The 13718-nt window shown below is 63.1% G+C and carries 9 protein-coding genes; 5 read left to right on the top strand and 4 right to left on the bottom strand.

Going from position 1 to position 13718, the window contains the following annotated elements; translation table 11 throughout:
• Nucleotides 1-55 precede the first annotated feature (55 nt).
• From stf0 to cysC, 3 genes are read left to right on the top strand one after another with little or no spacing between them, the layout of a single operon-like run.
• Nucleotides 56-865 (top strand): trehalose 2-sulfotransferase, encoded by an 810-nt coding sequence (gene stf0 / locus QM716_RS19695; protein WP_283305756.1) that lies wholly within the window; start codon nt 56-58, stop codon nt 863-865.
• Nucleotides 862-1776 carry a sulfate adenylyltransferase subunit CysD gene (gene cysD / locus QM716_RS19690; protein WP_283305755.1) on the top strand — a complete coding sequence of 305 codons (915 nt, stop codon included), beginning with the start codon at nt 862-864 and terminating at the stop codon, nt 1774-1776. Before stf0 ends, cysD begins: the two co-directional genes overlap by 4 nt.
• The gene (gene cysC, locus QM716_RS19685) at nt 1776-3656 is read left to right on the top strand and encodes an adenylyl-sulfate kinase (protein ID WP_283305754.1); all 1881 of its coding nucleotides are present in this window, start codon (nt 1776-1778) and stop codon (nt 3654-3656) included. Before cysD ends, cysC begins: the two co-directional genes overlap by 1 nt.
• Here cysC and QM716_RS19680 read toward each other — a convergent pair.
• The 4 genes from QM716_RS19680 to QM716_RS19665 are packed head-to-tail and all read right to left on the bottom strand — an operon-like array spanning nt 3653 to nt 10632.
• Entirely contained in the window at nt 3653-5023 is a 1371-nt protein-coding gene (locus tag QM716_RS19680) for a sulfatase family protein (protein ID WP_283305753.1), read from the bottom strand. The genes cysC and QM716_RS19680 overlap by 4 nt on opposite strands.
• A gap of 56 nt (nt 5024-5079) precedes the next feature.
• Nucleotides 5080-8277, bottom strand: coding sequence for an acetyl-CoA carboxylase family protein (locus QM716_RS19675; RefSeq protein WP_283305752.1), 3198 nt, complete (start codon nt 8275-8277; stop codon nt 5080-5082).
• Nucleotides 8274-9971 carry an AMP-binding protein gene (locus QM716_RS19670; protein ID WP_283305751.1) on the bottom strand — a complete coding sequence of 566 codons (1698 nt, stop codon included), beginning with the start codon at nt 9969-9971 and terminating at the stop codon, nt 8274-8276. Before QM716_RS19670 ends, QM716_RS19675 begins: the two co-directional genes overlap by 4 nt.
• 25 nt (nt 9972-9996) lie before the next feature.
• A complete protein-coding gene (locus tag QM716_RS19665) occupies nt 9997-10632 on the bottom strand; it encodes a TetR/AcrR family transcriptional regulator (protein ID WP_283305750.1) in 636 nt (211 codons plus the stop codon).
• A gap of 149 nt (nt 10633-10781) precedes the next feature.
• On the opposite strand from QM716_RS19665, the gene QM716_RS19660 reads away from it, so the two are divergent.
• On the top strand, nt 10782-12158 hold the full coding sequence (locus QM716_RS19660; RefSeq protein ID WP_283305748.1) for a M20/M25/M40 family metallo-hydrolase: 1377 nt from the start codon (nt 10782-10784) through the stop codon (nt 12156-12158).
• On the top strand, nt 12155-13717 hold the full coding sequence (locus QM716_RS19655; protein WP_283305747.1) for a YfcC family protein: 1563 nt from the start codon (nt 12155-12157) through the stop codon (nt 13715-13717). Before QM716_RS19660 ends, QM716_RS19655 begins: the two co-directional genes overlap by 4 nt.
• The last annotated feature ends 1 nt before the right edge of the window (nt 13718 follow it).

The following is a 13718-nucleotide window of genomic DNA, read 5'->3' as shown; positions in this document are numbered from 1 at the left end:
GTGAGTTTATTTTCCCAGCTTGCGGCGGTTTCCGGCCACCCTTAGCGTTGCTCGCATGACGGAGGCCCATCGCTCGTTTCTCGTCTGCGCTTCGCAGCGCAGCGGCAGTACTTTGCTGGTCGAATCCCTGCGCGCAACAGGGGTCGCAGGTGAGCCGGAAGAGTTCTTCCAATACCTCCCCGAGACCTCTCGATCGCCGCAACCGAGGCAGTGGTTCGAGGACGTCACGGACGAGTCCGTCCTGGGTCTGCTCGCCCCGTTCCACCCGGGCACGCCGGACACTCGCACCTCCGAGCAGTGGCGCACACAACTTCTCGAACTCGGCCGGACACCCAACGGAGTCTGGGGTGGCAAGCTGATGTGGAATCAGACGCCGCTCCTGCTCGATCGCGCGGCCGGATTGCCGTGGCGCAGTGGGACTGATCTACGTTCCGCACTCCATGACACCCTCGATCACGAACTGCAGTTCATCCACGTCTATCGAGAAGATGTCGTCGCTCAGGCTGTGTCGATGTGGCGCGCCGTGCAGACGCAGGTCTGGCGCGACGACGCCACCCCGCCGAATCTCTCGGACGGTGCGCATTACAACGCACTCGGAATTGCACACCTGGTGACGATTCTCGGTGAGCAGGAACGACAGTGGAAGCGCTGGTTCGAGGAGGAGGACATCTCTCCCATCGAGATCGGGTTCCGCGATCTCACCGAAGACCCGCAGTCCGTGGTCGCAAAAACCCTCATCTCCCTCGGTCTCGACGGACAACTGGCCCCACCCCCGCCGCTGCGTCGTCAGAGCGACGGACGATCCCGCGAATGGGTGCAGCGTTACCGCATCGACGCCGAACAGAACGGATACCCCGTCACATGAGCACCGTCACCGATGTGGTCGACGAACTCCGAGTTCTCGAATCCGAAGCGGTTCACATCATTCGAGAGGTGGTGGCAGAACTCGAAAGACCGGTACTACTCTTCTCGGCGGGCAAGGACTCGATAGTCCTGCTTCGGCTGGCCGAGAAGGCGTTTCGACCGTCGCCGCTCCCCTTCCCGGTGTTGCACGTCGACACCGGTCACAATTTCGAGGAAGTCATCGAATTTCGCGACCGCCGAATCAAGGAGGGTGGACACACACTTCTGGTTGCCTCCGTTCAGGATTCGATCGACCAGGGCAGAGTGCAGGAGTCGACCGAGACCAGCCGATCACGAAACCGACTGCAGACCAGAACCCTGCTCGACGCTCTCGAAGGCGGAAGGTTCGACGCCGCGTTCGGTGGCGCCCGCCGGGATGAAGAACGTGCGCGCGCCAAGGAAAGAGTGCTCAGCTTCCGGGACGAGTTCGGCCAGTGGGACCCACGGGCGCAACGGGCCGAACCGTGGTCGCTCTACAACGGGCGGATAAGACGCGGCGAGTCCGTTCGTGTTTTCCCGCTGAGCAACTGGACCGAACTCGACATCTGGCGCTACATCGCCCAGGAGGAACTGGAACTGCCGTCCATCTATTTCGCGCACGAACGGAGGGTATTCGAGCGCGACGGAATGCTCCTCGCCGCTTCCGAATTCAGCACCGATGCCGAGAATGCTTCGGCTACAACCGAATGGGTGCGGTATCGAACCGTCGGCGATCTGACCATCACGGGCGCTGTTCGATCTCATGCCACCACCATCGACGACGTCGTCACCGAGATCTCGGCCGCGACGGTATCCGAACGAGGCGAGACTCGCGCAGACGATCGAACGTCGGTCGCCGCGATGGAAGACCGAAAGCGTGAGGGCTACTTCTGATGACCACCACCATCACTCGCCAACTCCTGCGGCTGGCAACGGCGGGTAGCGTCGACGACGGCAAGAGCACGCTGATCGGCCGGCTGTTGCACGACACCGGCAGCCTGCCCACCGATCACCTCGATTCCGTGACCGACGAGAATGGTGTCGCTGATCTGGCCGCACTCTCCGACGGACTGCGCGCCGAGCGTGAACAGGGAATCACGATCGACGTTGCCTACCGGTTCTTCTCCACTCCCACAAGAAGTTACGTACTCGCGGATACTCCGGGGCACGAGCGTTACACGCGCAACATGTTCACCGGCGCATCCAACGCACACGTAGCGGTCCTGTTGGTCGACGCGAGGACCGGAGTGCTGCGTCAGACGCGTCGGCACGCCAGAATCGCTGCGCTGCTCGGTGTTCCGAACCTTGTGGCAGTGGTGAACAAGATCGATCTGGTGGACTTCGACGAAGCGCGATTCGCTCAGGTACAGGAAGAACTGCGGGCCCTGGCGCGACAAGTCGGACGCGAAGACGTACTCGCCATCCCGGTCTCCGCGAAAGCCGGCGACAATGTCGTGACCCGTTCGGAGAATACCGCGTGGTACGACGGGCCGACGCTCCTCGAGTACCTCGAAGGCGTCGAACTCCATGCGCCTGCGACTCGCACCGAAGAGCTCCGGCTTCCCGTGCAGTGGGTTTCGCGCCCCGATCCGCAGAACCGTCGCCGATACACCGGCAGAATTTCAGCAGGCACGCTGAGTGTCGGAGACGAAGTGGTGGTTCTGCCGTCCGGCTCGAAGAGCACCGTGATCGGGCTGGACACTCTTGACGAAAGTCGCATCACTGCCGTTGCACCACTGTCGGTTTCGGTGGAACTGGCCGACGACATCGACGTCGGACGTGGCGACGTTCTGGTCAGTGGCGGCGCACAGGCCCATTTGCCGGTGCTGGCCCGAGAACTGGACGTCACGATCTGCTGGTTGTCCAACACCCCGTTGCGCGCCGGTGACCGGATAGCACTCAAACACACGTCCCGAACCGTGCGAGCGACCGTTCAAGAACTGCACACCCGACTCGATCCCGAGACACTCGACGAGCAGGACAGCCCGGTGGAGTTGGGGCTCAACGACATCGGAACGGTCACGCTCCGAACCAGTTCCGTGGTCGTCGCCGACACCTACGACCACAATCGAGACTCTGGTGCGTTCATTCTGATCGACGAGCAGAGCAATGACACCGTCGGTGCAGGCACCATTCTCGAACCCCGCGTCGTTGTTCCCGGCGAGCAGACCCGCAGCGACATCAAATGGCACCCGTCCTCACTCGAGCGTCAACGACGGTGGGCGTCGACTACCCAGAAGGGTGCAACGATCTGGCTTACCGGCCTGCCTGCCTCCGGAAAGTCCACCGTCGCCGTGGCTGTCGAGCGTGCGCTGGTCGAGGCCGGACGCACCGCGTATCTTCTGGACGGCGACAACGTGCGCCACGGCATCTCCGACGATCTCGGGTTCTCGCCGGGAGACCGGGCTGAGAACATCCGTCGCGTCGGGCATCTCACTCGACTGTTCGCCGACGCCGGCGTAGTGGCCATCGCGTCGATGGTCTCGCCGCTGCGTTCGGACCGAGCAATTGCGCGTGCTCTCAACGAAGCTGCCGGACTCACTTTCCTGGAAGTTGCCGTCACCACTCCCGTCGAAGAATGCGAACGTCGAGATCCCAAGGGCTTGTATGCGCGTGCGCGGGCCGGTGAACTGAAGGGGCTCACCGGAATCGACGCACCGTACGAAACGCCGGAAGCTCCGGACCTGGCTTTCGACACGACCGGCGCTGACATCAGTGAACTGGTCGAGCGGGTCATGGCATTGTTGGAGGAGCGAGAGACCGCTCAAACCTAGGGGTTTTCGGTGTCCGACTCGAGATATCCGCGATCCGCGCTGTAGGCGGACCGCACGTTGGGCCGGACACCGATCTTCTCGAGGTACGCCGCCATGCGGTGCACGGCCATCGCGCTTCCCAATGCCTCGTCGGGAAGACGGTCGTCGGTTTCGGCGCGCCAGTTGTGAAGCTGCGAAGACAATTCCGCCTGTACCGCCGAGACTTCCGGTCGATCGATCAGATTGATCTTCTCGTCGGGATCGGTTCGTAGGTCGTACAGCTCCCGAGGTGCGCGTACCGCCAGATGCTCGGTGCCCAGCGCCTTTCCGGAAAGACTGTCCTCGATGTCGAGCGGTAGATCCAGAGCCGGGCGGACGGCGTAATTCTCGATGTAGCTGTAGTCCTTGGTTCGCACCGCGCGAATGGGATCGAAACTGTCGTGAAAGGTCTTCTCCGTGAACAGGGAAGTCCGGACGGGTTCGGATGGTTCAGTTCCACGATCGACGAGGGCATCGGCGTGCGAGCGCCCTTCCACCTCGGTGGGGACGTCGATTCCGAGCAGATCGAGAATGGTCGGAACAAGATCCACACCGCTGAACAAGGTGTCGTATTCCTTTCCGCCGCTTCGATACCGGGCGGGAGGCCGAGCGATCAAGGCAATGCCGGTGCCGGGTGCGTAGAGCGTCGACTTGGCGCGTGGGAACGCCGCGCCGTGATCGGTGAGGAAGAAAACCCACGTGTTCTCGTCGAGCCCCTCTTCTTCGAGAGTCGCGAGCAGATCACCCACCGCGGCGTCGGCCACCTCTACGCTGCCGTGGAACTCGGCCAGATCCTCGCGCACCTGCGGCACGTCGGGAAGGTATCCGGGGACCTCGAGGGCTGCGGAGTTCGCCGGGGTGTAGCGATCTGCCGGGTACGGCCGATGCGTTTCGAAGAACCCCGTGGTGAGCAGGAACGGCTCGGGCGGGAAGCGTCGTAACCAGTTCTGGGCACGTGGAACCACGTAGTCGCAGAACGAGTTCGTGACGTCGTACTCGTGATAGCCCAATCGCTTCGGATATGCAGTCTCGTGTTGCATACCGAACAGCGAGGTGTACCAACCGCTGTCGGAGAGGATCTGCGGAAGCGTCTGCACCTCCGCGTGGTATTCCCAACCGTGGTGCGCCAACCCGATCAGACCGTTGGTGTGCGGATACCTGCCTGAGAAGAGCGAACCGCGCGAAGGCGAGCACAGCGGCGCCGTGGCGTGTGCGTCGGTGAACCGGATGCCTTCGGCCGCCAGCCGGTCGAGGTGGGGGCTGTTGACCCCGGCGACACCGTAACTCGCGAGGTGCCGCCCCAGGTCGTGCCAATGAATGATCAGGACGTTATCTCGCGCAGCCGACACGTGGGCAAGGCTAGTTGCCCTGCCCACGTGCGGCAACAGCTCGAATCAGCAGGATCTCAACTGTTTCTGCCGAGCTGTCTGATCCATCCGCGGGTGTCGGCCGGGTCGATGACATCGTCCAACTCGAAAGTGGTGGCCGCCATCAGGGCTTTGCCCTGCGCATAGGCCAGTTCGACGAACTGACCGAACAGTGTTTCTCGAGCCACCGGATCTTCGACGGACTCGAGTTCCTTGCGGAAACCGAGACGCACGGCACCTTCCAGACCCATCGGCCCGATCTCACCGGTCGGCCAGGCCACCGTGAACTCGGGCGCGTGGAAGGAACCACCGGCCATCGCCATGGCGCCCAACCCGTAACCCTTGCGCAGGATGACCGTTCCGAACGGCACGGTGAGGCGAGCACCGGCCACGAAGAACCTGCCGAACCTTCGGACCGTCGCCTCCTCCTCCGAATCCGGGCCCACCATGAAACCCGGTGTGTCGCATAGGGTCACCAGAGGGATGCGGTGCGCTTCGAGGAGCTCCAGGAAATCCGAAGCCTTGTCCGACGCCTCCGCGTCGATCGCTCCGCCGAGATGCTCACTGCTGTTGGCCAGCACACCGTACGGAACTCCTTCGACACGAACGAGTGCAGTGACTACACCGCGTCCGTAATCTCGACGCAGTTCCAGGACGCTGTCGACGTCCGCGATTGCGTCGATCGCTCCACGAACGTCGTACGAGCGCAGGCGATTCTCCGGCACCACATGCCGGGAGAGCCGCGGATCCGGAGCCGACCACTCCGGGCTCGCACCCTGGAAATAGCCGAGGTACTGCTTGGCCAGGGCCACCGCATGAGCGTCGTCGTGAGCCACCAGGTGTACGACGCCGTTGCGGCGCTGCACGTCGATGGGGCCGATGTCCTCGGGGCGGAAGTTTCCGAGCCCGCCGCCCTCGACCATCGCCGGACCACCCATACCGATATTGGCGTCCGGTGTTGCGATCAGCACGTCGCAAGCGCCGGCCAGAGCCGCGTTGCCCGCGAAACAACGACCGGACACGACAGCGACCATGGGCACCCGTCCGCTCAGCTCCGCCATGGCACGGAAGGTTCCCAGTTCGAGGCCCGCGCCCGCCCCCGCGTCGGTGTCACCCGGGCGACCGCCGCCGCCTTCCGCGAACAGCACCACCGGAACTCGCTTGCGGTCTGCGATCTCGAGCAGGCGGTCGGTCTTGGCGTGATTACGCATGCCCTGGGTGCCGGCGAGCACCGAGTAGTCGTACGAGATCACGACGCTCTCGCCGCCGCTGATGGTCGCCACTCCGCCGATCAAACCGTCAGCGGGAGTGTTGGCGATCAGGTCTTCCTCGCTGCGTCGACTGCGCTGCGCCGCCAACGCGAGAGCGCCGTACTCGACCAGGCTGTTGTCGTCGACCAGGTCGTAGACGTTCTCGCGAGCAGTCCGGCGTCCCAACTTGTGACGCTTGGCCACTGCAGTGGGCCGGGCCGCGTCCAGGGTCACCTCGTGGCGAGCGATGATCTCCGCGAGGTCGGGACGCACGTCGTCGAGGTCCACCTCGTCGACCTCTGCGAGCTTCGATCCCGCGCTTGCACTACGGACGACGAGCAACGGCTCCCCCGCACTCACTGATCTCCCCGGTGACGACAGGACCCGGACCACTTCGAGATCACCGGGCGCCGCGAGAACATGCTGCATCTTCATCGCTTCGAGGACGGCAACCTGGCCACCCGCATGGACGCCGTCACCGACTGCGGCGAGTTCGACGACGATGCCAGCCATCTGCGCACGAACCACATCCTCGTCCGGTGCCACGTCCACACTCGAGGAAGGCGTTTGTGGGCCGGCTTCGGGAACGAGGTCCGCCAACCGCGAACCCAACCAGTCGACGTCGACCAAGCCGTCACGGAAGTCCTTGTCGGACAGAATTGCCTGCAGGAACTCGATGTTGGTCGCTACACCGCCGATGGTGAACTCATTCAAAGCAGCAATCGACTTACGCACCGCGGCAGGGAAATCCGATCGCCGCGTGTGGGAGATGACCTTCGCCAGCAGCGAATCGTAACGTGCACTCGGCGAGAGCCCGACAGTGCCGAAGGTGTCCACTCGCACACCGGGCCCGCCCGGAGGAGTGAAGTTGCCGAGGGTGCCCGACGACGGCAACGCATTGCCGTCCGGCGTCATGGTTTCCATGTTGACGCGGGCCTGGATCGCGATTCCCGATGCGATTGCCACGGATCCGACTGTCTCCGAGTCCTTCTCGACAGCGGTGATGCCGGTTGGTAGGTCCAGGTCCTCGAACGGAACTCCGTCCGCGATCGCGAGCTGCACGGCGACGAGATCTACCCCGGTGACCTCCTCGGTTACCGTGTGCTCCACCTGAATTCGCGGATTGACTTCGAGAAAGACGAAGCCGCGTTCCTCGACGAGGAACTCGACCGTCGCGATTCCGCGGTAGCCGACCTCGGCACACAACCTCGCGGCCGCAGCGTGCAGACGCTCGCGCAGGGCCCCCGACAGCCCCTGGGCGGGCGCAACCTCGATCAACTTCTGATGCCGACGTTGGACGCTGCAATCACGGTCACCCAGAGCGAGCGAATGGGTTCCGCCGCGCCCCGGTGCCGCCACGATCTGCACTTCGATGTGCCGAGCGTGCTCACTGAGTACCTCGGCGAACAGTGCCGAACTGCCGAATCCCGACTGGGCTTCGGCCGCACACACACGGTACGCATCGTCGAGTGCTTTCGGGTCACGGACCGCGCGCATGCCGCGGCCACCGCCGCCGCTGAGCGCCTTGATCATGATGCCGCGGGGATTGCGCTCGAAGAATTCGCGCACCTCGTCGAGGTCGGCGTCCGCCGATGTCGACGGCAGCACCGGCACGCCGGAGTCGACAGCCGCAGTACGGGCGCTGGCTTTGTCTCCGAAAGTCCGGAGAACCTGGGCGTCCGGGCCCACGAAGACGATGCCCGCGTCGGCGCACGCCTGCGCGAATTCAGCGTTTTCACTGAGGAATCCGTACCCGGGGTGCACGTGTGTGGCGCCCGCTTCGGCCACGATCTTCAGCAAGCCGCCCTGATCGAGATAGGCGGAAGCGCCCGAAGCTCCGAGCGGTACCGACTCCGTGGCCGCCGCGACGTGCGGACTGGACGCGTCGTCCTCGGCGTAAACCGACACCGTCTCGATGCCGAGCTCACGGGCAGTTCGAATGATCCGCAGCGCAATTTCGCCGCGGTTCGCAATCAGCAGTCTCACTTGTCCCCCTGAGTGCGCTCGAACAGATCGCCCTTGCGCACCTTTCCTGTCGCAGTCATCGGAAGGGCCTCGAGCACTTCCACTTCGGGCACCTTGTACGTGGCCATGTTCTCCTTCGCCCACAAGACGATCTCGTCGGCCGTGACACCCGAACCCTCGACCAACTGGACAAACGCAAAAGCCACCTGCCCCTTGTCCTGGTCAGGTTTCGGTACCACCGCAGCCTTTTCGATCGCCGGGTGCAGCATCAGCAGCGCTTCCACCTCGGACGGGAAGACACTCATACCGTTGGTCTTGATCATTTCCTTGTTCCGCGCCAGGTAGTGCAAACCACCACGCTCACTGAACTTTCCGATGTCACCGGTCTGCAACCATCCGTCACGGATGGCGTCGGCCGTGGCAGCGTCGTTGCGGTAGTACGCGGTCAGGATCGACGGACTGCGCACGATGATCTGTCCGTGCTCGCCGACGGGAACCGGCCTTCCGTCGTGATCGACGATCAGAACGTCGGTGCCGGGTACCGGTATTCCGCAGAACACCGGCTCGCTTTTGAGGTCGTAGTCACCGTCCTGGAAGCCGAGGGTGATCGTGTCCGCGGTGTGGGTTTCGGTCATGCCGTAGCTCGCTTCGCGCAGAACACCGCCGGTAGCCTCGCGCCACCGCTGGCGCGTGGCCGGATCGAGTTTGAGGACAAACGAGACTGCCATGGCGTTCTGGAGTGTCGAGAGATTCCGCTCCGCGAATCCTGGTGTGTCCATCAGTTCGACGTAATTGTCGACGGTTCCGACCAGCGAGGTAACGCCGTAGGTCTCGACCGCGTCGAGCGTGGTCTCCGCATCCCAACGATTGAGCAGTACTACCGTGCCGCCGTTGACGAGCGGAACCAGGATGCCGAAGTCCTCACCCGCGATCCAGAAGATCGGCAGAAACACCAGGGACACCGGCGGATTGGCGCCCACCTGGTCACCACCGGCAAGCGTCGCCGTGGCCGCGGTATAGACCATGTGGCGCTGAGTGTGCTCACACCCCTTGGGCATTCCCGTCGTTCCGCCCGTGTAGTTCAGAGCAGCAAGGGAATCGAGATCGGTGGCAACGGGAGTCGCTCGCTCACTGGTGATGATCGACTGCCAGTCGCTCAGGCGCGGATCGTCCACCTCGAAGGGCAGTTCGACGGTCGGGATCGCGGTCAGCATGTCCGATACTGCGGTCTTCGCGACGTGTTCGAGTGGAGTCTGTGAGCGAACCTTCTTCACCAACTTCGAGAAAGTGTTCTGCGTCAGAAGAACCGTGACGCCAGCATCGTTGAGTTCGTGAATCAATTCGTGCTCACGGAAGAGCGGATTGATCGGCACGTGAACCGCACCGACCTTCAGAATGCCGAGCATCGCGATATGGAACTGCGGGCAGTTGACCAGGTGAACGCCGACGCGATCGCCACGTTTGACGCCGAGTGAAAGCAGCCATCCGGCAAAACGATCCGAAAGCTCGTCGTATTCGGAATACGTGATGACCCGGCCGTAGAAGACGATTGCGGGAGTATCCGACCGCTCTACCGCCCAATGCCGCAAGTAGTCGACAAGTCCCCCGCCTTCGAGCGGATACTCGACGGCGCGGGGAATGCCGGCGGGCCAATGCGCTTGTTGCAGCGCGGAGATTTCCGCCAGAGCCGCTTCGAGCACGTCTTGTTCTGCCACCGATCACTCCATTCGTAAAAGAAATCTATTTCGACTCTGCGAACCCGATCAACCGCTCGGACATCGTCGTCATATCTGCGATGAACTGGTTCTGCTCGTCAGCACTCGCCTTACTCAATCGTGCTCCACCGGCCATCTGCGCGTCCGAGATCATCTGCACGAGCACCGGGGGCGAAACGCAGGGATCTACGTCGTGAACCTGTCGAATACGTTCGACGAACCGCACGTAGCGGCTCACGAGCTTTTCGAGAACTGCCGACCAACTGCGCTCGACCTCGGAATCGACCCGCGCCCGGTGCTCGATGACCGCGAGCAGGTCCCCATAGGTGTACACGGCCGTGATGAACGCCGACGTGGTCGTTCTGAGAACTTCGCGTAGATCCTCGGCCGCTGGCCCCTCCATGTGCTGGGCATCGAGAAAGCGTCGGCACATCATTTCGGCGACGGCGCGGAAGACCTCGTCCTTGGACGAGAAGTACGCGTAGAAGGTCGCCCGGGACACATCGGCCCTGGTCGTGATCGTCTCGACCGTCACGGCGTCGTATCCGAGTTCGCCGAAACAGAGCGCCGCGGTATCGAGCAGGCCGGCACGGCGTGGACCGTCCCCGAGCTTGCGGGCTGTCCGCGCTCGCTCCTGCGTTTCACTGGTGGTCACCGTCACAGTGTGGGTTGACGTTGACGTCAATGTCAAGAATCGCGGACCCGACGTCCGACTTCGGCCTTTTTTCGGGTCGCCCTTTCACAGCCCGTATATCGGGTGCAAGACTCTGCCTCTAATGTTTTTCGCCTTTCCCAGAAGGAGCCAGTTCCGTGCCGGAAGAATCCGCGTCACCCTCCTATTCCACGATCAAGGAAACAGTTGCCGGTTTGATGCCGACTCTGGAGTCGGAACTAGTCGAACTTGTTCGCATCCCGTCGATAGCGACCGAGGGTTTCCCCAGCGAGCCCCTCTTCGAGGCTCACGATCTGATCGTTTCTCTACTGGAAAAATCCGGAGTCACGAAGATAGAGAAACTCGAAATAACAGGTAAAACCGCGCCCGTCATCATTGCAACAGTTCCCGGTCCCGCCGGATCCCCGACGGTATTGATGTATTCGCATTACGACGTGGTTCCCGCCGACGACGTCGAACTCTGGGATTCTCCGCCCTTCGAACCGACCAAGCGTGACGGCGCGATTTACGGCCGCGGTACGGCAGATTCGAAGGCGAATGTCATCGGCATGATCGGCGCACTTCGTGTCTTCCACGGAAAGCCGCCGGTGACGGTCAAGCTCGTCATCGAGGGCCAGGAAGAATTCGGCAGCCCCTTCGACAACTATCCGCCGGAAGCCCCCGAATTGTTTGCGGCCGACGCAATGGTCATCGCCGACGTCGGCAGCGTTCGCCCCGGATCACCGACCCTGACCGTCGCGCTACGCGGATCCGCCCAGGTGATCGTCGAACTCACCACCCTCGGCGCCGACAAGCACAACGGCCTCTACGGCGGCGCCGCACCGGACGCCCGCCTCGCGCTCATCCGTGCACTGGCGTCGCTGCACGACGACAACGGGGACGTGGCAGTCGACGGCCTCCTGCGCGAACCGTGGACCGGTAGTTCGTACACCGAGGAAGAGTTCCGCACCCTCGCCGAGATCCGCGACGGGCTCCCCCTTCTCGGAACCGGCGGCATCGGCGAACGCATCTGGTCGGGCCCGGCAATCACCGTGACCGGCATCGACGCTCCCCCGGTGGACGGTGCAGTCAACGCCGTCGCCAGCACAGCCCGCGCCGTGATCAATCTGCGCGTGCATCCGCGTCAGCCGGCAGCGGAGGCACAAGCCGCCCTGGTACGGCACCTGGAAGCCTTGCGCCCCTTCGGTTTGCAACTGACCGTCACCGCAGGAGAAACCGGCGACGGATTCGCGGCAGCCGAAGGTGGACCGGCCTTCGACGCAGCGCTGTCGGCACTCTCGCAGTCGTGGGGTGAGCCGGCCGGACTGATGGCAGGCGGCGGCTCGATCCCCCTCGTGATGGCTCTGGATACCGCCGTGCCCACCGCAGAGAAGCTGTTGTTCGGCGCCACCGACGGTTACGCGAACATCCACGGCCCCAACGAACGTGTCCTGCTCGACGAGCTCGAGAAGGCCGTCGTCGCCAAAGCACTGTTCTTCCAGGAGTACGCACACACCTTCGAGGGGAAGAAATGAGCACCGAGACCGACACGGGATCCGCGCAAACGCCGGCCAAGAAGAAGTTCGAGTTCCCCGGTGCGGTCACGATGCTCGCGATCGTCACCATTCTGGTCTGGATTGCGGCACTGTTCATTCCGGCCGGACGCTTCGGCGTCGACGTGGACGGCTCACCCGTTCCCGGCAGCTTCGAAACAGTCACGTCTCCGCTCTCGTTCTGGGAACGAATCCAGCAACTGATCCTCTCCCCCGTGAACGGCCTGTACGGCGTGCAGGATTCGATCACCGGGTTTGTCGACACCGACAACATCGGACGACTCTTCGGTTCGGTCGGCGTTGTCCTCTTCATCATGGCGCTCGGTGCGTTCATCTCGGTCAGCTTCGCCACCCGCAGCCTGGAAACCGCTGTCTCCCAACTTGCTACCAAGCTCAGCAACAAGGGCTGGCTGCTCATCACCGTCATCATGGTGCTGTTCTCGCTGCTCGGTTCGACGATGGGCTTCTCGGTCGAGACGTTCGGCTTCTACGCCCTGCTCATACCGCTGATGACGGCACTGGGTTATGACCGCATGGTCGCGGCCACCATGATCATCCTCGGCGCTCTGGTCGGAAACATGGCGTCGACGGTCAACCCGTTCTCGATCGGCGTCGCCTCCGGTGAAGCAGGCGTCTCCATCGGTGACGGCATCGTGCTGCGCGTGATCTTGTGGATCGTATTGACCGCGGTGGCAGTGGTGTTCGTTCTCCGCTACGCCGCGAAGGTGAAGAAGGATCCGGCCAAGTCGCTTGTCGGTTTCGACATCGGGGACGACGAAGACGAAGAACCGGCCGCGCCGGTGGACATAGACGGCAAGCTCACCGGAACTCAGAAGCTGGTACTGCTCATCACCGGACTCACCTTCGGACTGATGATCTTCTCCGTCATCCCGTGGTCGAGCATCTTCGGCGCCACCACCGGACCGGCCGAGTACGACGCGTACCACGTCACCACCACCGAGCCCTACTGGTTCGAGTTGAATTGGTGGTTCCCGCAATTGGCGATGCTGTTCATCCTCGCCGCCGTTCTCGTCGGCGTGGTCGCGAAGATGGGCGAGAAGAAAATCGTCTCCCTGATCACGCGTGGAGCCGGCGACATGGTCGGCCCGGCGATCGTCATTCTGCTCGCCCGCGGCGTCTCCGTAATCATGACGAACACCGAAACCCTCGACACCATCCTCAATGCGATGGAGCAGTTGGTCAGCGGTGCTTCGGCCGGAGCCTTCGCGATTCTCGTGATGCTCGTCAACATCCCGTTGGCGTTCCTGATCCCGTCCAGCTCCGGTCACGCCACCCTGGCGATGCCGCTGCTCGCACCGCTGGGCGACTTCGCCGGAGTCAGTCGAGCACTGGTCATCACCGCCTTCCAGATGGGCCACGGCCTCATGCTGATGGTCGCCCCGACCAACGTCGTCGTTGTCGGCGGGCTGGCCATGGCGAAGGTGGGCTACGACAAGTTCCTGCGCTTCGTCTGGCCACTGCTGCTGATCAACTTCGTGATCGTTGTCGTGGTGATCGGCGCGGCAGCAGTATTCGAATAGT

The organism is Rhodococcus sp. IEGM 1409, from assembly GCF_030056735.1.
Lineage (GTDB): Bacteria > Actinomycetota > Actinomycetes > Mycobacteriales > Mycobacteriaceae > Rhodococcus_F.
The sequence above is the reverse complement of the archived record's forward strand: the minus strand, read 5'-3'. Positions and strand labels throughout refer to the sequence as shown.

Bases quoted from the DNA above. Each gene is read 5' to 3' on its own strand.
- stf0 (WP_283305756.1), top strand. From the start codon at position 56: ATGACGGAGGCCCATCGCTCGTTTCTCGTCTGCGCTTCGCAGCGCAGC.
- cysD (WP_283305755.1), top strand. From the start codon at position 862: ATGAGCACCGTCACCGATGTGGTCGACGAACTCCGAGTTCTCGAATCC.
- cysC (WP_283305754.1), top strand. From the start codon at position 1,776: ATGACCACCACCATCACTCGCCAACTCCTGCGGCTGGCAACGGCGGGT.
- QM716_RS19655 (WP_283305747.1), top strand. From the start codon at position 12,155: ATGAGCACCGAGACCGACACGGGATCCGCGCAAACGCCGGCCAAGAAG.